Annotated in this window: 19 protein-coding genes and 3 pseudogenes; 11 read left to right on the top strand and 11 right to left on the bottom strand. The window is 70.6% G+C overall.

From position 1 onward, the window contains the following. The first annotated feature begins 1 nt into the window (after window position 1). The 6 genes from SD460_RS43715 to SD460_RS43690 all read left to right on the top strand — a co-directional run bounded on the left by SD460_RS43715 (window position 2) and on the right by SD460_RS43690 (window position 5,891). Window positions 2–1,306 (top strand): glycoside hydrolase family 1 protein, encoded by a 1,305-nt coding sequence (locus SD460_RS43715; RefSeq protein WP_290057873.1) that lies wholly within the window; start codon window positions 2–4, stop codon window positions 1,304–1,306. 116 nt (window positions 1,307–1,422) lie between these two features. Continuing rightward, window positions 1,423–2,607, top strand: a complete 1,185-nt coding sequence (locus SD460_RS43710; RefSeq protein WP_290057872.1) for a lipid-transfer protein — start codon at window positions 1,423–1,425, stop codon at window positions 2,605–2,607. 8 nt (window positions 2,608–2,615) lie between these two features. Then, window positions 2,616–3,047, top strand: coding sequence for a type II toxin-antitoxin system Rv0910 family toxin (locus tag SD460_RS43705; protein WP_290057871.1), 432 nt, complete (start codon window positions 2,616–2,618; stop codon window positions 3,045–3,047). Further along, on the top strand, window positions 3,044–3,877 hold the full coding sequence (locus SD460_RS43700) for a MaoC/PaaZ C-terminal domain-containing protein (RefSeq protein ID WP_318307668.1): 834 nt from the start codon (window positions 3,044–3,046) through the stop codon (window positions 3,875–3,877). Before SD460_RS43705 ends, SD460_RS43700 begins: the two co-directional genes overlap by 4 nt. Continuing rightward, window positions 3,877–4,713: an SDR family oxidoreductase gene (locus tag SD460_RS43695; RefSeq protein WP_290057869.1), complete on the top strand. Its 837-nt coding sequence runs from the start codon at window positions 3,877–3,879 to the stop codon at window positions 4,711–4,713. The genes SD460_RS43700 and SD460_RS43695 overlap by 1 nt, the downstream gene beginning before the upstream one ends. Continuing rightward, window positions 4,710–5,891: an acyl-CoA dehydrogenase family protein gene (locus tag SD460_RS43690; RefSeq protein ID WP_318307667.1), complete on the top strand. Its 1,182-nt coding sequence runs from the start codon at window positions 4,710–4,712 to the stop codon at window positions 5,889–5,891. The genes SD460_RS43695 and SD460_RS43690 overlap by 4 nt, the downstream gene beginning before the upstream one ends. A 53-nt stretch (window positions 5,892–5,944) precedes the next feature. Here the strand turns inward: SD460_RS43690 and SD460_RS47070 are convergent. From SD460_RS47070 to SD460_RS43670, 5 genes and pseudogenes are all read right to left on the bottom strand, one after another. Continuing rightward, a pseudogene (locus SD460_RS47070) lies at window positions 5,945–8,023 on the bottom strand (DNA gyrase subunit A); the annotation flags it as partial. A 390-nt stretch (window positions 8,024–8,413) separates the two neighbouring features. Beyond that, window positions 8,414–8,632 (bottom strand): annotated as a pseudogene (locus SD460_RS47065) (LAGLIDADG family homing endonuclease); the annotation flags it as partial. A 456-nt stretch (window positions 8,633–9,088) separates the two neighbouring features. Beyond that, window positions 9,089–9,715 (bottom strand): annotated as a pseudogene (locus tag SD460_RS47060) (DNA gyrase subunit A); the annotation flags it as partial. A gap of 28 nt (window positions 9,716–9,743) precedes the next feature. Further along, complete coding sequence (locus SD460_RS43675) at window positions 9,744–11,795, bottom strand: DNA gyrase/topoisomerase IV subunit B (protein ID WP_290057866.1); 2,052 nt, start codon at window positions 11,793–11,795, stop codon at window positions 9,744–9,746. 134 nt (window positions 11,796–11,929) lie between these two features. Next, entirely contained in the window at window positions 11,930–13,555 is a 1,626-nt protein-coding gene (locus SD460_RS43670) for a hypothetical protein (protein WP_318307666.1), read from the bottom strand. A 107-nt stretch (window positions 13,556–13,662) separates the two neighbouring features. Here SD460_RS43670 and SD460_RS43665 point away from each other — a divergent pair, with 107 nt between their 5' ends. Then, on the top strand, window positions 13,663–14,751 hold the full coding sequence (locus tag SD460_RS43665) for an LLM class flavin-dependent oxidoreductase (RefSeq protein ID WP_290050002.1): 1,089 nt from the start codon (window positions 13,663–13,665) through the stop codon (window positions 14,749–14,751). Next, window positions 14,748–15,344: an FMN reductase gene (locus SD460_RS43660; RefSeq protein WP_318307665.1), complete on the top strand. Its 597-nt coding sequence runs from the start codon at window positions 14,748–14,750 to the stop codon at window positions 15,342–15,344. The genes SD460_RS43665 and SD460_RS43660 overlap by 4 nt, the downstream gene beginning before the upstream one ends. Here the strand turns inward: SD460_RS43660 and SD460_RS43655 are convergent. The 3 genes from SD460_RS43655 to SD460_RS43645 are packed head-to-tail and all read right to left on the bottom strand — an operon-like array spanning window position 15,332 to window position 16,715. Then, window positions 15,332–15,931, bottom strand: a complete 600-nt coding sequence (locus tag SD460_RS43655) for a dihydrofolate reductase family protein (protein WP_318307664.1) — start codon at window positions 15,929–15,931, stop codon at window positions 15,332–15,334. The genes SD460_RS43660 and SD460_RS43655 overlap by 13 nt on opposite strands. Continuing rightward, on the bottom strand, window positions 15,928–16,383 hold the full coding sequence (locus SD460_RS43650; RefSeq protein ID WP_290057651.1) for an SRPBCC family protein: 456 nt from the start codon (window positions 16,381–16,383) through the stop codon (window positions 15,928–15,930). The genes SD460_RS43655 and SD460_RS43650 overlap by 4 nt, the downstream gene beginning before the upstream one ends. After that, window positions 16,380–16,715: an ArsR/SmtB family transcription factor gene (locus SD460_RS43645; RefSeq protein WP_290057650.1), complete on the bottom strand. Its 336-nt coding sequence runs from the start codon at window positions 16,713–16,715 to the stop codon at window positions 16,380–16,382. The genes SD460_RS43650 and SD460_RS43645 overlap by 4 nt, the downstream gene beginning before the upstream one ends. Before the next feature lie 142 nt (window positions 16,716–16,857). Here SD460_RS43645 and SD460_RS43640 point away from each other — a divergent pair, with 142 nt between their 5' ends. Genes SD460_RS43640 through SD460_RS43630 form a run of 3 tightly spaced genes read left to right on the top strand, consistent with a single transcriptional unit; the run spans window position 16,858 to window position 19,346 of the window. After that, a complete protein-coding gene (locus tag SD460_RS43640) occupies window positions 16,858–18,288 on the top strand; it encodes a serine hydrolase domain-containing protein (protein WP_290057649.1) in 1,431 nt (476 codons plus the stop codon). Then, window positions 18,255–18,677 carry a PGPGW domain-containing protein gene (locus SD460_RS43635; RefSeq protein ID WP_290057648.1) on the top strand — a complete coding sequence of 141 codons (423 nt, stop codon included), beginning with the start codon at window positions 18,255–18,257 and terminating at the stop codon, window positions 18,675–18,677. Before SD460_RS43640 ends, SD460_RS43635 begins: the two co-directional genes overlap by 34 nt. 18 nt (window positions 18,678–18,695) lie before the next feature. Continuing rightward, on the top strand, window positions 18,696–19,346 hold the full coding sequence (locus SD460_RS43630) for a TetR/AcrR family transcriptional regulator (protein ID WP_290057647.1): 651 nt from the start codon (window positions 18,696–18,698) through the stop codon (window positions 19,344–19,346). On the opposite strand, the gene SD460_RS43625 is transcribed toward SD460_RS43630, so the two are convergent. The 3 genes from SD460_RS43625 to SD460_RS43615 form a co-directional block, all read right to left on the bottom strand. Beyond that, window positions 19,306–19,458: a hypothetical protein gene (locus SD460_RS43625; RefSeq protein ID WP_290057646.1), complete on the bottom strand. Its 153-nt coding sequence runs from the start codon at window positions 19,456–19,458 to the stop codon at window positions 19,306–19,308. The genes SD460_RS43630 and SD460_RS43625 overlap by 41 nt on opposite strands. A 20-nt stretch (window positions 19,459–19,478) precedes the next feature. Continuing rightward, window positions 19,479–19,850 (bottom strand): carboxymuconolactone decarboxylase family protein, encoded by a 372-nt coding sequence (locus tag SD460_RS43620; protein WP_290057645.1) that lies wholly within the window; start codon window positions 19,848–19,850, stop codon window positions 19,479–19,481. Between the two features lie 108 nt (window positions 19,851–19,958). Then, window positions 19,959–22,307, bottom strand: coding sequence for a DNRLRE domain-containing protein (locus SD460_RS43615; protein WP_290057644.1), 2,349 nt, complete (start codon window positions 22,305–22,307; stop codon window positions 19,959–19,961). Window positions 22,308–22,347: the final 40 nt, after the last annotated feature.

The following is a 22,347-nucleotide window of genomic DNA, read 5'->3' as shown; positions in this document are numbered from 1 at the left end:
TGTGGTGCGCCGAGCTCTGGTCGTCGTTCTGGTCCTGGTGGCGGGTCTGCTCGCCGGGGTCGCTCCCGCGGTCGCGTCGCCGGCGTTCTTCTGGGGTGTCGCGACCTCCGGGTACCAATCGGAGGGATCGGCGCCGGACAGCAACTGGCGCCGCTACGAGCAGGCGAAGACGTCGTCGATCAAGGAGCCCTACCGCGACGCCGTCGACTTCCGGCACCGCTACGCCGAGGACATCGACCGCGCGAAGCAGCTCGGCGTCAACGTCTTCCGCTTCAGCGTCGAATGGGCGCGCGTCGAACCCCGGCCCGGCCAGGTGGACCAGGCCGAGCTCGCCTATTACGACGACGTCGTCCGGCGTGTGGTCGCCGCCGGGATGCGGCCGATGATCACCCTCGACCACTGGGTCTACCCGGGCTGGGTCGCCGACCAGGGCGGCTGGGACTCCGATCGCACCGTCGATGCCTGGCTGGCCAACGCCCGCCGCGTCGTCGACCGCTACAAGGGTCTCGGTGCGCTCTGGATCACGATCAACGAGCCGACCGTGTACCTGCAGAACGAGACGGCCAACGGCGGGCTCGCCGGGTGGAAGCTGCCGTGGGCGCAGGCGCGGCTGGTGAACGTGCACCGCGCCGCCTACGACCTCATCCACTCGCTGGATCCGGGCGCGCTGGTGTCCAGCAACACCGCGTACATCCCCGCCGTGCAGGGCGTTCTCGACTCGTCGTTCCTCGACCGGGTGCGCGACAAGCTCGACTTCACCGGCGTCGACTACTACTACGGCGCCAGCCTCGACAACCTCAGCGCCGTCCACGCGGCGAGCGGCGAGTTCTGGAAGGTGACCCCGCAGCCGGACGGGATCTACTACGCCCTCCGCTACTACGCGCGGAAGTTCCCGAACCTGCCGCTGTACGTCGTCGAAAACGGGATGCCGACCGACAACGGCACCGCGCGCCCGGACGGCTACACGCGGTCCGACCACCTGCGCGACCACCTCTACTGGGTGCAGCGCGCGAAGGCCGACGGCATGAACGTCATCGGCTACAACTACTGGAGCCTCACCGACAACTACGAGTGGGGCAGCTACCAGCCGCGGTTCGGGCTGTACACAGTGGACGCCCGCTCCGACGCCACGCTCACGCGCCGGCCGACCGACGCCGTCGCGGCGTACCGGGACCTGATCGCCGGGCACGGCGTCCCGGCCGGGTACACGCCGGTGCGGCCGCCGGGCTTCTGCTCGGTCGTCGACGGGCTCGGCAGCTGCCTCGACCCGGCCCACTACCCGGGCCCGGTCGCCCCGCTGGGCTGACCCCCTCGCGGCACTTTCACGTGAAAGTGCCGCTTTGCGCCGCAAAGCGCAGCTTTCATGACGAAAGTGACGTCTTCTGGTCTTGATAAATACATGCCGGTCTGTATGTTTGTTGCATGGCGAACAGGGTGTACGTCGTCGGGGTCGGGATGACGAAGTTCGAGAAACCCGGGCGGCGCGAAGACTGGGACTACCCGCAGATGGCGCGCGAGTCCGGGACTCGCGCGCTCGAGGACGCCGGGCTCGGCTACGACGCCGTCCAGCAGGCGTACGTCGGGTACGTCTACGGCGAGTCGACGTCCGGGCAGCGCGCGGTCTACGAGCTGGGGATGACCGGAATCCCCGTGGTCAACGTCAACAACAACTGCTCCACCGGCTCGACCGCGCTGTACCTCGCCGCGGAGGCGATCCGCGGCGGCCGCGCGGACTGCGTGCTGGCGCTCGGCTTCGAGAAGATGAAGCCGGGCTCGCTCGCGTCGACCTACGACGACCGCGAACAGCCACTGGGTAACCACCTCCAGGCGCTCGCCGAGATCTCCGAGGTGCTGTTCCCTCCTGCGCCGTGGATGTTCGGCGCCGCCGGCCGGGAGCACATGGCGAAGTACGGCACCACCGCCGAGCACTTCGCGAAGATCGGCGAGAAGAACCACCGGCACTCGGTGAACAACCCGTACGCGCAGTTCCAAGACGTCTACTCGCTCGACGACATCCTGGCGTCGCGGATGATCTACGACCCGCTGACCAAGCTGCAGTGCTCGCCGACGTCGGACGGCTCCGGCGCGGCGATCCTGGCCGGTGAGTCCTTTGTGGAGGAACACGATCTCGCGGGCCGGGCGGTCGAGATCACCGGGCAGGCGCTGACCACCGACTTCCGCAGCACCTTCGACGGCAGCGCGAAGAACATCGTCGGCTACGACATGACCCGGCAGGCCGCGCTCAGCGTCTACGACCAGAGCGGGCTCGGGCCCGCGGACTTCCAGGTCGTCGAGCTGCACGACTGCTTCTCCGCCAACGAACTGCTGACGTACGAAGCACTCGGGCTCTGCGGAGAGGGCGAGGGCGGGCACCTGGTCGACGCCGGCGACACGACGTACGGCGGGCGCTGGGTCGTCAACCCGTCCGGCGGGCTGATCTCGAAAGGCCACCCGCTCGGCGCCACCGGGCTCGCCCAGTGCGCCGAACTCACCTGGCAGCTGCGCGGCGACGCGGAACAGCGCCAGGTGCCGGACGTGCGAGCCGCTCTGCAGCACAACATCGGACTCGGTGGCGCTGCCGTCGTCACCGCCTACCAGCGAGCTTAGGAGAAACCATGGGCCGGATCAGCGCGACCGCCGAACTGCCCGCGGCGCCGGAAACGGTGTGGGCGGAGTTCTCGAACCCGAACAACTTCGAGAAGTGGCTGACCATCCACACCAAGTGGAAGGGGGAGGTTCCCGCCGAGTTCTCGCAGGGCTCGCAAGTGTCCGAAGTGGTCACCATGCTCGGCATGGCGAACACGATCACCTGGACCGTCGACGAGTACGACGCCCCGCACAAGCTGGTCATTTCGGGAACCGGCATGGCCGGGGTGAAGATCAGCTTCTCGCTTTCCGTGGCGGCGGCCGGATCCGGCTCGGCGGCGACCATCGACGCCGAGTTCACCGGCGCGATGATCGTCGGTGCGCTCGGCAAGGCCGTGGAGAAGGACGGCAAGAAGAACCTCGACGAGTCCCTCGAGAAGTTCAAGGCGCTGGTCGCGTGAAGTTCGATCCGGCCGGGCTCGACAAGTGGACGTCGCCGGTGTCCTTCGACGTCACGCGCGAGCGGCTCGCCGAGTACGCGGCGGCGACGAACGACCCGATCCCGGCCCACCGCGCGGGTGACGTCGCGAGCCCGGTGTTCGCGATCGTGCCGGTGTTCCAGTCGCTGCTGGAACCGGCGCTGGAGGTCGTGCCGCCGTCGCTGTTCGGGAAGGTGCTGCACGGCGAGCAGGACTTCCGCTTCCACCGCCCGATCCGCCCCGGTGACGCGCTGGTGTCGCGCGCCAAGATGACCGGGTACGAGGGACTGCCGAAGGGCACCCGGGCGACGGTCTACCTCGAATGCCGCACGGCCGCCGGTGCCTTGGTGAACGAGCAGTACGTGACGTTTTTCGTGCGCGGCTTCGACACCGGGGAGCAGCGCGGCACGCTCGGGCCGTCGCACCGGTTCAACGACGCGCTGCGTGCTTCGGCTCCGGTCGCGAAGGTCGTCCAGCACGTCGACGACGACCAGACGTACCGCTACGGCCCGGCCGCCGGCGACCCGATGCCGATCCACCTCGACGAGGAGGTGGCCCGCTCGGCGGGGTTGCCGGGAATCATCGCGCACGGGCTGTGCACGATGGCGTTCACGTCGTGGGCCGTGCTGACCGAGGTGGCTCCGGCGGGCCGGCTGCGCCGCCTCGCCGTCCGCTTCGCCGCGCCGGTGCTGCCGGGTCAGGACCTGTCGACGGCCATCTGGGCGGCCGGCCCCGGCACTTTCGCTTTCGAAACCACCGTGGGGGACACCGTGGTGCTCAAGGACGGCCTCGCCGAGATCGGAGAGAACTGATGGGCGCACTGGACGGGCGCGTCGCGCTGATCACCGGCGCGGGGCGGGGCATCGGGCGCTCCCACGCGCTGCTGTTCGCGCGCGAGGGTGCTTCCGTGGTCGTGAACGACGTCGATCCGGACCCTTCGGTGGTCTCGGAGATCCGCGAGCAGGGTGGCTCGGCGGTGGCGAACACGTCGGACGTGGCGTCCTGGCGGGGCGCCGCGGAGCTGGTCGAGCAGGCGGTGGCGGAGTTCGGCCGCCTGGACGTGGTGGTCAACAACGCGGGCATCCTGCGCGACGCGTTCGTCGCGAGCATGACGGAAAAGCAGTGGGACGAAGTGATCGCGGTCCACCTGAAGGGCCACGCGGCGGTGCTGCACCACGCGGCGGCGTACTGGAAGTCGGCGTCGAAGGCGGGCTCGCCGGTGGCGGCCTCGGTGATCAACACGGCATCGGCATCGGGAACGACGCTGCCGAACCCGGGCCAGGTGAACTACGGCGCGGCGAAGGCGGGCATCGCGGCGATGACGTTGGTGGCGGCGGCCGAATTGGAGCGTTACGGGGTGCGGGTGAACGCGATCGCCCCGATCGCCCGGACGCGCTTGACGCTGGCGACCCCGGGTATGGGGGCGATCTTCGCGGCTCCCGTCGAGGAGGGCGAGTTCGACGCGTTCTCGCCGGCGAACATCTCGCCACTGGTGGCTTACCTGGCCTCGGAGAAGTGCCCGGTGACGGGAAAGGTGTTCGCGGTACAGGGCGGCGCGATCTCGGAACTGGCGGGCTGGCACGACGTCAAGGTGATCGAAACGGACGGCCCGTGGGAGATCGGCGACATCGCGGCGAGGCTGCCGTGATCGAGTGGTCGGAGACGGACCTGCTGGTCCGGGACTCGATCCGGGACTTCATCGCGAAGGAGATCCGGCCGCACCTGGACGAGCTGGAAAGCGGTTCGCTGCCGCCGTACGACATCATCCGGAAGCTGTTCGCGGCGTTCGGGCTGGACGTCATGGCGGCGGAAGCGGTTTCCCGGCTGCTGTCCCCTTCGTCTTCTTCCGGTGCCTCGCCGTCACTGGGCGGGCAGGAGACCCTGGCGCTGATCGCGATCAGCGAGCTGGCCGGGGTGAGCCTCGGGATCGTGGCTTCGCTGGGTGTCTCGCTGGGCTTGGCCGCGGCGACGATCCTGTCGAAGGGCTCGCGGGAGCAGAAGGAACGCTGGCTGCCGGGGCTGGCGACGTTCGAAAAGATCGGCGCGTGGGCGATCACGGAACCGGACTCGGGCTCGGACGCGTTCGGCGGCATGCAGACCACGGTCCGGCGTGACGGCGACGAGTACGTGCTGAACGGGCGCAAGACGTTCATCACCAACGGTCCTCACGCGGACACGGTGGTGGTGTACGCGAAGCTGGACGACGGCTCGCCGTCCCGCGACCGGCCGGTGCTGACGTTCGTTCTGGACCGCGGGATGCCGGGATTCGTGCAGGGCAAGCCGTTCAAGAAGATGGGCATGATGTCGTCCCCGACGGGCGAGCTGTTCTTCTCCGACGTCCGCCTGGGCGCGGACCGGCTGCTGTCGACGTCGGGTTCGGAGAGCGCCCGGGAGAGTTTCGTGGCCGAGCGCGTCGGCGTGGCGGCGCTGTCGCTGGGGATCATCAACGAGTGCCGGCGGCTGTGTGTCTCGTACGCCAAATCGCGCACGCTGTGGGGCCAGGAGATCGGGCGGTTCCAGCTGATCCAGCTGAAGCTGGCGAAGATGGAGGTGGCGCGGGTCAACGTCCAGAACATGGTGTTCCAGACTGTCGCCCAGCTACGGGCGGGCAAGCGCCCGTCGCTGGCGGAGGCTTCGGCGATGAAGCTGTACTCGTCCGAGGCCGCGACCGAGGTGGCGATGGAGGCGGTGCAGTTGTTCGGGGGGAACGGGTACATGGCCGAGTACCGGGTGGAACAGCTGGCGCGGGACGCGAAGTCGTTGATGATCTACGCGGGGAGCAACGAGATCCAGGTGACGCACATCGCGAAGGCGCTGCTGGCCTGACGGGGCTCGTGAGTGTTTAGTCGGGTTAGAACCCGACTAAACACTCACGAGCGTCAGCTTCGTTCGATCAGGTGACCCACCACGTCCGGGCCCGGGTGGGCGTGGCCGGAGCCGTCTCGGCGGACGTCGATCTCCGGGAGTTCCACCGGGTCGCCGTTCTTGGCCGCGCCTGCCGGGCGCGGGCCGATCCAAGCCACCTGCAGGGCCGTTTCGCCCTTCAGGAAGCGCTGGGCTCGGACGCCGCCCGTGGCTCGGCCCTTCGGGGGGTACTCGCTGAACGGGGTGACCTTCACGCTCTGGCCCGTCGCCGTGATCACCAGGGGCTCGCCGTGCTCGTCGTCGTCCGTGCGGATGGCGCCGAAGAACACCACTGAGCCTGAGCCGACGTTCATGCCTGCCATGCCACCGCCCTTCAGGCCCTGGGGGCGGACCAGGGAGGCCGCGTACTTCAGCAGGGAGGCCTCCGAGGACACGAACGCCAGCGTCTCCGTGCCGTCCTTCAGCCAGGTCGCGCCGACGACCTCGTCGCCGTCCTTCAGGGAGATGACCTCGAACTCGTCGGAGCGGACCGGCCACTCCGGGGAGCAGATCTTGACCACGCCCGCCCGGGTGCCCAGTGCGAGGCCGGGGGAGCCGGCTGCCTGGTCGCCGAGGGGAGCGATGCCGATGACCGTCTCGCCCTTCTCCAGCGGGACCAGCTCGCGGGCCGCCATGCCGCCGCGCAGGGAGACCGTGCCCGCCTGTTCCGGGAGGACCGGCAACGGCAGCACGTCGGTCTTGAACGCGCGGCCGCGGCTGGTGACCAGCAGGACCTGGCCGCGGGCCGTGGTGTGGACCACCGCCGAGACCGCGTCGTGCTTCACGCGGCCGTTGCGGCGACGCGTCTCCGTCGCTTCCTCCGACTCGGCCGCCGTACGGGCCACCAGGCCGGTCGCCGACAGGATGACCTGGCACGGGTCGTCCGCGACCTCCAGCGGGCCCGAAGGCTTCGACGCGGCCAGCACCTCCTTCAGGTCGCCGTCGATCAGGGCCGTGCGGCGCTCGGTCGGGAAGTCCTTCGCGATCTTCGCCAGCTCCGCCGAGACGAGCTTCTTCAGCACCGACTCGTCGTCGAGGATCTTGCTCAGCTCCGCGATCTCCTCGCGCAGCTGGTCCTGCTCGGACTCCAGCTCGAGGCGGTCGTACTTGGTGAGGCGGCGCAGCGGCGTGTCGAGGATGTACGTCGCCTGGATCTCCGACAGCTTGAACCGCTGCATCAGGCCGTCCTTCGCGGCCGCGGCGTTCTCGCTTTCGCGGATGAGCCGGATCACCTTGTCGATGTTCAGCAGGGCGACCAGCAGGCCCTCGACCAGGTGCAGCCGCTCTTCGCGCTTGCGGCGGCGGTACTTCGTGCGCCGCGTGACGACGTCGTAGCGGTGCCGCAGGAAGACTTCCAGCAGCTCCTTCAGGCCCAGCGTCTGCGGCTGGCCGTCGACGAGCACCAGGTTGTTGATGCCGAACGACTGCTCCAGCGGCGTCAGCCGGTACAGGTCCGCCAGCAGGGCCTGCGGGTTGACGCCGACCTTGCACTCGATGACCAGCCGCGTGCCGTTCTCGCGGTCGGTGAGGTCCTTGACGTCGGCGATGCCGGTGAGCCGCTTGGACTTGTTGACCTCGTCGGTGATCTTCTCGATCACCTTCTCCGGCCCGACGCCGTACGGCAGTTCGGTGACGGTGATCGCCTGCCGCCCGCGGCTGCCTTCCAGCGGCCCGGTCTCGCAGTTCGCCCGCATCCGGACGACCCCGCGCCCGGTCTCGTACGCGCGGCGGACTTCGTCGAGGCCGAGCAGGCTGCCGCCGGTGGGGAGGTCCGGGCCCGGCACGAACTCCATCAGCTTGTCGAGCGTGGCGGCCGGGTGCGTGATCAGCCAGCGCGCCGCCGCGATGACCTCGCCGAGGTTGTGCGGGATCATGTTGGTCGCCATGCCGACCGCGATCCCGGACGTGCCGTTGACCAGGAGGTTGGGGAACGCGGCGGGCAGCACGGACGGCTCCTGCAGCGAACCGTCGTAGTTGGGCCGGAAGTCGACGGTCTCTTCGCCGAGTTCACCGACGAGCTGCATCGCCTCGGGTGACATCCGCGCTTCGGTGTTGTGGTTGACGAACCCGCCGGCGAGGAAGGAGTGGTCCTCCGTCGTCACGCGCACGGAGTAGACCTCCGCCGGAGCGGTTTCGACGGCCTCGGTGACCTCTTCGAACCGGTAGCCGGAATCCATGATGGGCAGGATCGTGGCCAGGACCTCGGTGTCCTTGATCCGGTCGATGATCCGGAGCCGTTCGGTCTCCCACCGCTCGACCCGGTCGAAGTTGTGCTTGGTGAGCCACTTGCGCCCGCTGCCCCGGCGATCGAAGTCGAGCGCGCCGCGGACGTAGTCGGCCACGAAGGGGACGTGGTCCGAGCTGAGCCGGTGCGGGCGGAGGACCGAGTGCTGGACGAGTTCCTGCAGCTTGGCCTGCTTGGTCTTGAGGAAGCCGACCCGCTCGGCGAACGCGCGGACGTTGCGCAGCCCCGACACGACCAGCCGGTGCTCGACCGACCCGCTGGCCCGGGTGTAGCGCCGGTGGGTGGCCGTGACGCCGAACTCCGCGAGCAGCTCCTGCAGACCGGACGCGAGCTGTTCGCTGTAGCTCGAGTACTGGACGGTGAAGCCGTCCTTGGCCGTCCGGCACCCGCCGTCGCCCTCGAACGCCGCCATCAGGAAGGCCCGCTTGACTCCCGGCCCGCCGTTCCAGACGAACTCGGGGACGACCTTGTCGGCCGCTTTGCGCCCGAGGAACTCGCCGAGCGGGCTCGCCCGGAACGCGTCCATGCCGCCGGCGTACTCCTGCACGTCGAGCTCGTGGATCCGCTTGCGGTCCTGCCGGGTCTGCCGCTCCGAAACGTAACGCTTCCCGCCGACGACCTGGTCGTACGCGTGCAGGACCTCGCCGAAGAAGTGCTCGTCGGTGTTGTTGAACCCGGCGCGGGTCTCGCTCGCGAAGCCTTCGGACACCCAGGCGCCGGCCAGTACGCCGAGCACGTACTCCCGAGCGGTCGGGACCACGTTCTGCCAGGCGTTCCGGGCGACGCACACGATCGTGCCCGGCTTGATCTCGTCCAGCTGCTTCCACTGGAACATCGGCACGCCCATCGGCGCTTCGAGGCACAGGACCGGGTGGTTCTCACTGCCCCGGAGCGAAAAGCCGGACTTCGTGGTGATCCGGACCGTGGGGTGGACACCGGAGTTGAAGACCTTGTCGACCTGGACGGCCTTGCCGTCCTTGTCCAGGACCTCGAAGTCGGCGTCGGCTTCCGAGTCCGCCGGCAGGTTCACGACGTCGGCGATGCGCGGGCTGGAGCCGTCGGCGAGCCGGATCCGGGTGTCACCGGTCACGCAGTACCGCGAAGCGGCCGGGCCGTCGTCGGGCGAACCGAAGTTGCCGTGCCCGTCGATCAAGGGCACGTTCAGGGAGAAGTCCTGGGCCAGCCGGACCATCGCGTCGTAGATCGCGACGTCGCCGTGCGGATGGTACTTGCCCATGACGTCGCCGACCACGCGCGACGACTTCACGTATGCGTGCGTCGGGCGGTAGCCGTTCTCGTTCATCGAGTACAGGATGCGGCGGTGGACCGGCTTCAACCCGTCGCGGGCGTCCGGCAGGGCGCGGGAGTGGATGACCGAATACGCGTACTCCAGGTACGAGTCCTCGATCTCCGTCTTCAGCGAGTTGTCGAAGACGTTCGCGCCGGCGGAGTCGAACGCGCTGGGGTCGACCTTGGTGGTGGGGCCTTTGCGGCGTGCCACGGCAGAACTCCTTGGTAGCTGAGAAAAATCAAGCGTCGATGGCGTCGCGGTCGATGCGGTCCGAGGAGGCGACCAGCCAGTTCCGCCGGGGCTCGACCTTCTCGCCCATCAGCAGTTCCAGCGCGCCCTCGGCGGCTTCGGCGTCGTCCATGGTGATGCGGCGGACCGAGCGGGTGGCCGGGTTCATCGTGGTTTCCCACAGCTCGTCGGCGTCCATCTCGCCGAGGCCCTTGAACCGCGGCACCGGGGTGACGATGTTCTTGCCCGCCTTCTCCAGTTCCGCGAACTTCGTCTCCATCTCCTGCTGGGTGAAGGTGAAGTGCGTCTCCGGGTTGCGGCCCTTGGTGACGAGCTTGTGCAACGGCGGCATCGCCGCGTACAGCCGGCCGTCCTCGATCACCGGGCGCATGTACTTCGCGAACAGCGTGATCAGGAGGGTGCGGATGTGCGAGCCGTCGACGTCCGCGTCCGCCATCAGGATGACGCGGCCGTAGCGCATGGTCGTCAGGTCGAACGTGCGGCCGGTGCCCGCGCCGAGGACCTGCACGATCGACGCGATCTCGGCGTTCTTCAGGGTGTCGCCCAGTGACGCCTTCTGCACGTTCAGGATCTTGCCCCGCAGCGGCAGCAGCGCCTGGTACTCCGACACGCGCGCCATGCGCGCCGACCCCAGCGCGCTGTCGCCCTCGACCAGGAACAGCTCACTCCGCGAAACGCCGGTGGTGCGGCAGTCGACCAGCTTGGGCGGCATGGCCGCGCCTTCGAGCGCGGTCTTGCGCCGGGCCGCGTCCTTCTGCTGCTTCTGGGTCAGCCGGACGCGGGAGGCGTCGACCACCTTCTGCAGCACGACCTTGGCCTCGGACTTGGTCTTGCGGTCCTCGGTCCAGGCCTTGACGTGCTTGTCGACGATGCCCTGCAGGACGCGGGTGATGCCGGCGGTGGACAGCTCGTCCTTCGTCTGCGAGGTGAACTGCGGCTCCGGCAGCCGGACGTGCACCACGGCCGTCATGCCCTCGAGGACGTCCTCGATCGTCGGCATGTCCTCCTTGGGCTTGAGCAGCCCGCGGGTTTTGGAGATGGCCTCCTGCAACGCCTTCGCCACCGCGCGGTCGAAGCCGCGGCGGTGGGTGCCGCCGTGGACGTTGCGGATCGTGTTGGTGAAGCACTCGACCGTGCGCTCGTAGCCGGTGCCCCAGCGCAGCGCCACCTCGACCTCGGCGTGACGCTCCACATTGGACTGCATGACGCCCGCGGCGTCGGCCGCGTTCTCCTTGTACGTTCCTTCGCCGGTGATCAGCAGCGTGCCGCAGACCGGCTTCTCGCCCGACGGCGTCAGGAAGTCGACCATGTCGACCAGGCCGTGCGGGAAGTGGAACGTCTCTTCGTTGATCGTGTCTTCGATCGCGGTGCGCAGCACGTACGTGACGCCCGGGACGAGGAACGCGGTGTTGCGCAGCTTCGCGCGCACGCCCTCGACGTCCAGCGCCGCACCGGACTCGAAGTAGCGCGAGTCGTACCAGTAGCGGATCGACGTGCCGCCGCGCTCGCCGCGCTTCATCTTGCCGACGAGGTTCAGCCCGGACCGGCGGGTGAACTTCGCCTTCGGGCCGGGCGCGTCGAAGGTGCCGGGGACGCCGTGCTTGAACGACATCTGGTGGACCTTGCCGTCCTGCTTCACCGTGACGTCGAAGCGGTGCGACAGCGCGTTGACCGCCGAAGCGCCGACGCCGTGGAGGCCGCCGGAGGTCTTGTAGCCGGAGCCGCCGAACTTGCCGCCGGCGTGCAGCCGGGTCAGCACCAGTTCGACGCCGGACAAACCGGACTTCGCGTGGGTGCCGGTCGGGATGCCGCGGCCGTCGTCGTCGACCTGGACGCTGCCGTCGGCGTGCAGCGTGACGACGATCTTCGTCGCGTGCCCGGCCACGCCCTCGTCGGTCGAGTTGTCCACCACCTCGGAGAAGAGGTGGTTGATGCCACGGCTGTCGGTGGAGCCGATGTACATCCCGGGGCGTTTGCGGACGGCCTCGAGACCCTCGAGATGGGTCAGGTCATCGGCCCCGTACAAGGTCTCGGCAGTCACAGGGTCGTTCTCCCGGATCGTGGCTCGCGAAAGTGCTGGTGGTGGTGCGGACTCGCCTGCACCGTAGTGCAGGATATCCGCCCACCCCGACAACTTCCGCGCGCTCCCGTCCCGGGAGTGGCGGGCGCCGCCGTCTAGCGGGGGTCGTAGCCCAGGTCGGGCCACAGGCTCAGCAGGGCTTCGATCTTCCGCGGGACCTGGAAACTGTTGCGGAAATTCGGCTTCTCGCCGATCGCGACGAGGCCCTTGCGGAGGTCGCCGAACGCCGGCCGCGCCGCCGACTCCCGGGTCAGGATGTAGCAGTACGTGCGCCGGGGGTAGGCGAACTCGTCGGCGAAGGCGTGCAGGACCAGGCCGGGGGCCTCGATCCGCGACCCGACCAGCGCACGCCCCTGCTTCTGGCTGTAGACGCGGATCACGTGCACGCCGGCGCGGAGGGTGCGCGGCGGGTCCTGGCCCTGGCCGTCGTCGGCCCAGAACAGCTCGACCCGGAAGGGGGATTCGCCGTTCTCGCCCGGGTGGGTGTAGTCGCGGGCGAGCTCTTCCAGGCGGTACTCGGCTTCGGCGGACGGTTCGCCGCCTTCGACGAGGCTGACCAGGTAGAGCTCGGCCGGGCGGGGCCAGGCGGGCCGGGGGACGTCGGTGGGTTCGGCGGCTTCGGTTTCGGCCGGTGCTGCAACCGGTTCCGCGCCCGCGGTGGCCGCGGGGGACTCGGCCGGGGTGCCTGCCTCGGTGGTGGACGGCGTGGCGGTGCCCGGCTGGGCGCCGGTGGCCGTGGGGTCGCCCGGCTGCGCGCCGGGGGTCCCGGGCAGGCCCGGGGAAGCGGTGCCGGGGGCCCCCAGACCGGCGGGCGTGCCGGCAGCAGCGGCGGCGCCGGGGGCGGCTGGGTGAGTCGGAGAGGTACCGGAGGTGCCCGGGGTGCCGGATGCGGCGGAGGTGCCGGGGGCGGCCGAGGTGCCCGGGGTGCCCGAGGTGCCCGGGGTTCCGGCGGTGCCGGGAGTGGCGGAAGTGCCAGGGGCGCCGGGGGTGGCCGGGCGGACCGGCGAGGTGCCGGGTGCGGCGGAGGTGCCGGGGGTGCCCGGCCGGACGGGTGTGGTGGCGGCCGGGCGCACCGGCGACGGCGCCGGGCGCACCGGGGACGGCGGGGGAGTCGCAGCCGCGGGCCGGACCGGGGTGGCCGGGCGGGTCGTCACCGCCGGGCGGGCGGCGGTGGTGCGGGCGGGGGTCGCCGCCCGGGTCGTGACAAGCTTGCCCGCGCCGTACTGCTCCAGCAGCGGCTCCAGGTCGCCCGCCGTCAGTGCCGGGCCCGCGAGGTCGCACCAGTCGAGCCAGGCTTCCTGGGCCTCCTCGACGGTCTGCTTCTCGTGCGAGAGCGTGACCGCCTCGAACAGCTGCCGGGGGCCGGCCGCGGTGACGTCGGCCGAGCCGACCACCACGAAGGACGGGTCGTCCTCCGCGATCACCAGCTTGGCGTTCAGCCCGCGCAGCGAGTGCACGATCACGCCCGCCTTGACCCAGTGCAGCAGCGCGTGCGGGCTCGTCGCGCCGGACAGCACCGTGTCCAGGCTCGCGTCCGTGATCAGCGTGTCGCCGGGCTCCAACGGCAGCAGCGCGGCCGCGCCGGGACCGACGTGGCCGAACGCGGCCACCAGGTTCCGGCGGGGCGCGAGCAGTGGGGTGATCGAGCCCCAGATGTCGCGGCCCGTGAGAAGTCGTACCGAACGTTCTGCCAGACCCAGCCGACCGAGCTCCGCGTCCATGTCACTGACCTTACTTGGTGCCCCCTACGGCATTGACGGCCGGAATATCTCTTGCTTGGAAGTAGTTGAACGCGCATGTAAGATGGTGCTCGCGAAGGGAGCAGGTCATGCAGTTCGGAATCTTCACGGTGGGCGACGTCACGACCGATCCCACGAACGGCAGCACGCCGACGGAACACGAGCGGATCAAGGCGATGGTCCGGATCGCGCTCAAGGCGGAGGAGGTCGGCCTCGACGTCTTCGCGACCGGCGAGCACCACAACCCGCCGTTCGTGCCGTCGTCGCCCACGACGATGCTGGGTCACATCGCGGCGCAGACGTCCAAGATCGTCCTCTCCACGTCGACGACGCTGATCACCACGAACGACCCGGTGAAGATCGCCGAGGACTTCGCGATGCTGCAGCACCTCGCCGACGGCCGCGTCGACCTCATGATGGGCCGCGGCAACACCGGACCGGTCTACCCGTGGTTCGGCCAGGACATCCGCGAGGGCATCCCGCTGGCCATCGAGAACTACGCGCTGCTGCGCAGGCTCTGGCGCGAAGACGTCGTGGACTGGCAGGGCAAGTTCCGCACGCCGCTGCAGGGCTTCACCTCGACGCCGCGCCCGCTCGACGACGTCCCGCCGTTCGTCTGGCACGGCTCCATCCGCAGCCCGGAGATCGCGGAGCAGGCCGCCTACTACGGTGACGGCTTCTTCGCCAACCACATCTTCTGGCCGAAGGAGCACTTCCAGCAGCTGATCGCCTTCTACCGGCAGCGCTTCGAGCACTACGGCCACGGCCAGGCCGACCAGGCCATCGTCGGCCTCGGCGGGCAGGCGTTCATCCGGCCGAAGTCGCAGGACGCCTGGAACGAATTCCGGCCGTACTTCGACAACGCGCCGGTGTACGGGCACGGCCCGTCGCTGGAGGAGTTCACCGACCAGACGCCGCTGACCGTCGGCAGCCCGCAGGAGGTCATCGACAAGACGCTGACCTTCCGCGAGCACTTCGGCGACTACCAGCGTCAGCTGTTCCTGATGGACCACGCCGGGCTGCCGCTGAAGACCGTCCTGGAGCAGCTCGACCTGCTCGGCGAGCACGTCGTCCCGGTGCTGCGCAAGGAACTCGACGCGCTGCGCCCGGCGCACGTCCCGGACGCGCCGACCCACGAGTCCCTCAAGGCCGCGGCGCTCGTCGGGAGCCAGGCATGAAGCTCGCGGTGGTGACGGCGGGGCTGTCGGTGCCCTCCTCGACCCGGTTGCTGGCCGACCGGCTGGCCGCGGCGACCGTCGCCGCGGCCGGCGAGCCGGTCTCCTTGACCGTCGTCGAGCTGCGCGACATCGCGCTCGACGTCACGAAGAACCTGCTCACCGGCTTCCCGAGCCCGGAACTGCGGGCCGCGATCGACGCGGTGACCGGCGCGGACGCGCTGATCGCCGTCACCCCGGTGTTCACGGCGGGCTACAGCGGACTGTTCAAGTCGTTCTTCGACGTCCTCGACGCGGATTCGCTGGTGGGCAAGCCGGTGCTGCTCGGCGCGACCGGCGGCACCGAGCGGCACTCGCTGGTGCTCGACTACCAGCTGCGTCCGCTGTTCGGGTATCTGAAGGCGGACCCGGTCGCGACCGGCGTGTACGCGGCTTCGTCCGACTGGGGCGGCGGGGAAGGCGCGCTGCAACGGCGGGTCGAGAAGGCCGGCACGGAGCTGGCCGCCCTCGCGGCCGGACGGCCGAAGGTGACCGCCGAGCCGGAGTTCGTGCCCTTCGACCAGCTGCTGGCGGAAGCGTCCACTCAGGACCGGTAGTGCACCCGGTACCGCAGGTGGGTGACGCCTTCGCCGGCGACGACCTCGACGCGTTCGAGTTCCGCGCCGGTGGCGCCGAGGTCGTCGAAGTAGCGCACTCCTTCGCCGAGGAACACCGGGACGAGGTCGATCCGCACCTCGTCCAGCAGGCCGAGGCGCAGGCACTGCCGGGCGATGTCCGGCCCGGAGACGCCGACGTTGCCGTCCCCGGCCGCCTTCGCCCGCTCGATCGCGTCGGCGACGTCGCCGACGAACGTGAACGGCGCCAGGTTCTCCGCGGACCAGTCCGGCGGTGGCGGGCGGTGCGTCACGACGAACGCTTTCCCGCCGCCGGGCGGCCGGCCGCCCCAGCCGTGGGTGTGGTCGAACACCCGGCGGCCGCAGACGAACGCGCTGTGGCGCGCCGAATCCAGCATTTCCCGCAGGTAGCCCGCGCTCGACGGCGCGACGCGGAACGTGATCGGGTAGCCCACCATGGGCACCTCGACGTCCCCGGCGGTGTACCAGTCGAAGAGCGGCCCGACGCTGTCGTCGGGCCGCGCCACGAAGCCGTCGAGCGACGTGCAGAAGCTCGCGGCCGTCGTCACGCCAGCACCGCGTCGAGGCGCTCGTAGGACTGCGTGATCCCGTTGTTCATGCCGCTCTTCACCGCCGCGTCGCGGGCTTCGACCGACGGGAACACCGAGCGGCCTTCGATCCGCGTGCGGCCGCCGAGGTCGATCAGGGGCATCGACTCCAGGCAGACCTCGCCGGGGTTGCCCTCGAATTCGAAGGTCTGGACGATCCGGTCGGCGCTCACCGTGTGGTAGACGCCGCGGAAGCGGTACTCGCCGCGGTCGTCGCGGTGGACGTAGTGGTAGGCCCCGCCCGAGCGGGCGTCGAACTCGAGCAGTTCCATCTCCATGCCGCGCGGGCCGAGCCAGCGCACGACGAGCTCCGGGTCGGTGTGGGCCCGCAGCACCTTGTCGGGGGAGGCCGCGAACTCGCGGCTGATCTCGATGAACGGGGTGCCGGGCTGCGCGGTGATCGTGGTGCTCATTTCTCTTCCTCCAGGGTTTCCAGGACGGCGTCGAGCCGCCGGTAGCTGCGTTCGGTGGCCAGCCGGTAGGTGTCGATCCAGCCGGTCAGTGCTTCGAGGGCGGCCGGGACGAGGTGGCACGGCCGTCGCTGGCCGTCACGGCTGCGCGTGATCAGCCCGGCCTGCTCCAGCACCTGGATGTGCCGCGAGATCGCCTGCTTGGTGATCTCGAAGGGCTCGGCCAGCTCGTTGACCGTCGCTTCGCCGCGGGAGAGCCGGGCGACGAGCGCCCGGCGCACCGGGTCGCCCAGTGCGGTGAACGCCCGGTCCAGCGCCTCCTCGTCAAGCGCCATCTTTATCAACCAATCTGTTTATCAACCGATGTGTTGACTATGGCACGGGGTGCCGCGGCCGTCAAGAAGGTGCCGAAAGTAGGGGGTCGCCGACGCCGTCCGGCAGCGGTGGAGCCACCGCGAGATCCCTAGTTTTACCCCCATGACCAGGCTTTTCCTCGTACTCGCGGCCCTGCTGCTCGCCACCGCCACGCCCGCGGCCGCCGCGACCGCACCCCCGGACGTCGACGGCTACGTCCGCGCCTACCTCGACCACACCGGCCTGCCCGGCGCCGCGGTCGCCGTCACCCACGGCGGTGACGTCGTCCGCGTCGCGGGCTACGGCCACGACGCCGGGGGCGCGCCGATCACCGCGTCGACCCGGCTGCCGATCGCGTCGGTGAGCAAGTCCATGACGGCGTTCGCGGTGCTCCGGCTCGCCGAGACCGGGCAGCTCCGGCTCGACGAACCGGTCACGCGTTACCTTCCGGACTTCCGGCTCGCCGACGCGCGGGGCAGCCGGATCACTGTCCGGATGCTGCTGGACCAGACGTCCGGGATGGCCGACTCCGCGTTCCCCGACCTCAAGCTGGCGCAGCCGCGCACCCTCGCCGAGGCGGTGACCCGGCTACGCGACGCGCCGCTGGCGAGCGAACCGGGCGCCGAGTTCCACTACCACAACCCGAACTACGAGGTGGCCGCCCGGATCGTCGAGGTGGTGGCCGGGCAGCCGTTCGCGGAGTACCTGCGGACGCGGCTGTTCGGGCCGCTCGGGATGACGGCGAGCGGTACCGTCGACGCGCCGCCCGCCGGGACCACCGGGTACGTCCGCGCCTTCGGGATCGAGGTCCCGGTGTCCGAACCGGACTGGTTCACCGGCGGCAGCCACGGCGTCCTGACCACCGCGCAGGACCTGGCGAAGTGGCTGATCGCCCAGCGCGACGGCGGCGGCGTCCTCTCGCCGGCTTCGGCCGCGCTCGCGCACACCCCCGCGCCCGGCCGCGGCTACGCGCTGGGCTGGACCGTCCGCGACGGCCGCGTGTCGCACACCGGCGACTGGTTCTCCCACACCGCGGCGCAGGTGCTGCTGCCCGGCGGCTACGGCATCGCCGTCGTCACGAACGTGGGCATGGCCCTGGACAACGAGGCGGAACTGCTGGCCCAGGGCATCGCGGGCGTGCTGACGGGTGGCTCGCCTGATGTCTCGTGGCCCGCCGGTGTCATCGCCGACTGGGTCCTCGGGGCGCTGGCGTTGATCGCCGTGGGGCTGGCGGTAGTGGGCGTTCGGCGGGCCCGGCGGAAGCCCCGGTGGTGGCGGGTGGCGCCGCCGTTGCTGCCGCTCGGGGTGCTCGCGTTCCTGCCCCAGCTGCTGGGTGCGGTGTTCGCCGGGCGGCAGGGGACCTACGCCCAGGTGCTCTACGTCTGGCCCGGCCTGGTGATCGCGCTCGGGGTGGCCGCCGCGGCGGGCGGTTCGGTCGCCGTGGCGCGGGTATCCGCCCTCGTGAGTGGCACGCGAGCCCGCGACCAGGAACAATCGGGCGAAACGAGGGGAGAGCACCGGTGGGTATCGGCAAACAGGCCAAGCGCGTCCTGATCGCGTCGGCGGGCGCCATCCTGCTGGTGGTCGGGGTGGTGCTGCTCGTGCTGCCCGGCCCCGGCCTGCTCCTGGTGCTCGCCGGCCTGCTGGTGCTCGCCTCGGAGTTCCCGGCGCTCGAGAAGTACGTCGACCCGGTCCGCGACCGCGCGATGAAGGCGGCCGAGGACAGCGTTTCCTCGCCGCTGCGGATCGCCGGCTCGGTGCTGGCCGGGCTGGCGCTGCTGGCGGCGGGGATCGTCTGGGGCACCGTGAAGTCGCTGCCGTTCAGCGGCTGGAGCACCGGGTCGAGCCTGATCCTGTCGTCGCTGATCCTGTTCGCGCTGCTGATCTGGAGCTACCGCCGGGTGAAGTCGCGCCGCGCGGAACCGGCCGGCCGGCGCGACTGACCGGTACCGTCGGGGAGCATGAGCGCCGGATTCCAGCGCGCCCGCCGTCCCGAGCAGATCGCGGCGCGCCGCACCGCGATCCTCGCCGCCGCCCGGGAGATGCTCGCGCGGCGGCCGGTCGCCGAGATCAGCCTGCGGGAGCTCAGCTGCCAGGTCGGGCTCGCGAAGTCCAATGTGCTCCGCTACTTCGACAGCCGCGAGGCGATCTTCCTCGAGGTCCTCGACGGTTCGTGGACGGCGTGGCTCGACGAGCTGGCGTTCGCGGAACTGCCGGGCGCCCACTTCGCGCGCGAGGAGCGGATCGCCGGGACCATCGCGGCGACGCTGGCCGAGCGGCGGCTGCTGTGCGAGCTGATCAGCGCGATGGCCCCGGTGCTGGAACGCAACATCTCCCTGGACTTCGCCCGCGGCTTCAAACACCGCGCGGCGGCGAACCTCGAACGCCTGGCGTCCCTGGTCCGCGCCGCGGTGCCGGAGCTGACGGCGGAGGCGTCCCGGGTGTTCGCCAGGGGCGTGGTGGTCGTGGTGTCGGGAGCGTGGCCCTACGCGAACCCGACGGAGGCGGTGGCACTGGCGACGGCCGAGACCGGCGGCGCGCCCGCGTTCGAGACGGTGGTGGCGGAGAACCTCACGAACCTGCTGGCCGGTCTCGTCGCGCGAGCGCGGTGAGGTCGGCGTTCTCCAGGACCGGCTGGACGTAGCCGGGGCGGAAGGCGAACGTCCCCAGCGGCAGCACGCCTTGGCCGACCATGCCGGTCGCGCCGAACAGCACGATCCTCATGCGCTCGTCACCGGCAGCAGTCACCTCTCGGCGAACACCTTCTTGGCCGTGAAGGTCGCGTTCAGCGCCTTCGGGAATCCACAGTAGACCGCCGAGTGCAGCAGCGCTTCGACGATCTCCGCGGGCGTGAGACCGACGTTGAGGGAGGCGTTGACGTGCACCTCCAGCTGCGGCTCGCAGCCGCCGAGTGCGGTGAGCATGCCGAGGGTCACCAGCTGGCGGTCGCGCGGTGCCAGTCCCGGCCGGGCGTAGATCTCGCCGAAACCCCACGACACCACGGCTTCCGCCAGCGCCGGGGAGACGTCGGCGAGGTTGTCGAGCACGCGCTGCCCGCTCTCGCCGTCGATGGCGGTCAGGGTCTTCAGTCCGAGTTCGAAGCGCTCGTCGGTCATGGCGGGTTCCTTTCCCCAGTACGTCGTTGCGCCACCGACGCTAGGGGCTGGAGCGCGCTCCAGGTCAAACGTGACGGCCACCACGGCGGGTGGCCGTCACGCCCGGCCTCAGACCGCCTTGGTGACGCGGGCCGCGGTTTCGTCCACCCAGTACGAGGTGTACGACGTGTCGGTGCGCAGCCCGGCCGCGTTGACGCTCCAGGCTTCCAGCCGCAGTACGTACTGGGTCTGGTCCGCCGGGACCGTGAACTCGAACGCCGCGGTGCCGCCGGGGCCCGGCTGGACCGTCGTCTCCGTGCCCGCGTTCACGGCGTAGCCGTAGGACACCAGGCCCGGCTGCACCGGCGCCAGCGTGCAGTGCACGACCTGGCCGGGCCGCAGGGATCCGCTGCCGTCACAGGTGAGCGGCGGGGCGGCCGACTCGGCGATGAACCAGTAGTAGCTGCCCGCGGACACCGTCCCGTCGGCGAACGTGGTCGTCGTCTCCAGGTACTGCCGGCCCGCGGTGAGCGGGGTGAGGACGGCGCTCGCCGTGCCGTCCGGGCCCGCCGGGACCGTGGCCGGATCGGCGCCCTGGAGGCGGTAGGTGAAGCTCACCGCGCCCGGCAGCGGCGACGTGAACGTGAAGGTGCCGGGCGTCGTCACGTAGCCGCCGCCCGCGGACTCCGGGTACTCCACGCTCGTCACCGACGGCCCGTTGGTGGCGGCGGTGACGTTGACTTCGTTCTGCGCCGAGCCGAGCCCGGCCGCCGTCGTCGTGCGCGCGTGGAGCCAGTGCTGGCCCTGCGCCGCCGGGGTGATGGTGACCTGGGCCGTGCCGTCCGGGCCGACCGGGATCGTGACGGGCGTGCCGTAGTCCCAGTCGTAGGTGAAGGTCGCCGAGCCCGGCAGGGTGGCGTGCAGGGTGAACACGGCCGGCTGCCCGACCATCAGGTTCGCCGGTGCGTCGATCACCGGCAGGCCGCGGTCGACCGCGATCTGCGTGGTCCGGTCGGCGGACAGGTTCCCGTTGGCCATCCGGGCCCGCACCTCGACGTCGTAGCGCTGGGCGGCGTCGGTCGGCGTGATGGTGAACGCGGCGGTGCCGTCCGGCCCCGCGGGCACGGTGACTTCCGGCTCGCCATCGACCCGGTAGACGTACTCGGTGGCGCCGTCGGTGCCGTGCGGGCCGAACGTGCACTGCCGCGTCTCGCCGAGGAACGCCTGGGCCGGGGCGCAGGTCATCGACGGGCCGTTGTTGCCGACCCAGAACCGGTAGGACGTGCTGGGCGTGCTGTTGCCGCCGGCGTCGACCCCGCGCACGAGCAGCCGCTGCGGCCCGTCGGTCCGCGGGGTGAACGTGTAGGTCGCCGTGCCGCCCGGCTTGTCCGCGGTCACGTACTGCGGCGGGACGGACTCGCCGACGGCGAAGCGGACGACGTCCTGGTCACCCCGGGCGTCGAAGGTGAAGACGCCGGGGACGCCGACGCCGCCGGCGGGCTTCAGCTCGCTCGGGAAGTCCGTGGACGTCACCAGCGGAACCGTCGTGGGCGCGGTGAAGTCGGTCGTGAACCGGCAGGTGCCGCTCCACGGCCCGCTCGTCAGCTCGTCGGTCCCGCGGACCTGCCAGTCGTAGGTGACGCCGTCGGCGAGGCGGTCCTGGGCGAGGTCGATCCAGAGCGGGTAGCCCGGGGTCCAGCGGGTCAGCGCCTGCGTCTGCCGCTGGTCCGGGTGCGCGACCGGCCACCACGCGAATTCCGCGCCGACCTGGTAGTCGTCCGGGTCGGTCACGATCGCGAAGAGGCGGGTGTCGCCGAGGCCGACGACGGGGCTTTCCGCGCAGGCCCGGTTGCGCGTGGTCAGGCTCGTGGGCCCGTCGGGTGCCTGGTTCTTCTCGAGGCTGATGTACAGCGACGGCTGGTGGGTGCGGGCGAACCGCGGATTGTGCTGCTGGCCGTCGGGCAGGCGCAGCACCAGCGTCAGCGACGTCCGGCCGGCGTCGATCGCCTGCTGCAGCGTGGGCCCGGCGTCCCAGTCGAGGTAGTTCGACGGGCAGCCGTCGAGGCTGCCCGGACCGGGGAGCTTGCTCAGCTCCGCGGGCTGCGTTTCCCACGTCGGCGGCTTCGCCGACGGCGCCGTCACCCACAGCTCGGTCGTGCGTGGCGCCGCGCAGTCGGCGACCGTGACTTCCTTGGCCGACAGCTCCGCGTTGAGCACCTTCGCGCCGCGCAGCCCGGTGAGGTCGAACGTGAAGTACGACTTGGACACGTGCTTCTTGCCGTCCGCGGTGACCTTCGCGCCCACCGGCGCGGTGCCGGCCGGGTTCACGAAGCTCTTCTTCGGTTGGGCCGAGTCGGTGTACGACCACGACGTCGACTGGATCGACGTGCTGATCGAAGCCGACGCCGGCGCCGCGGTGCCGACCGCGGCACCCGCGGCCAGCAACGCCACCGCGACCCCGGCTCTCGCGGTTCTCATCGTCTTGGAGCCCAAAAGGCTCACCCCCTGCTTTCCTCCC

It is taken from the genome of Amycolatopsis solani, assembly GCF_033441515.1.
GTDB lineage: Bacteria > Actinomycetota > Actinomycetes > Mycobacteriales > Pseudonocardiaceae > Amycolatopsis > Amycolatopsis solani.
This window is presented reverse-complemented; position numbering and strand designations above follow the sequence as displayed.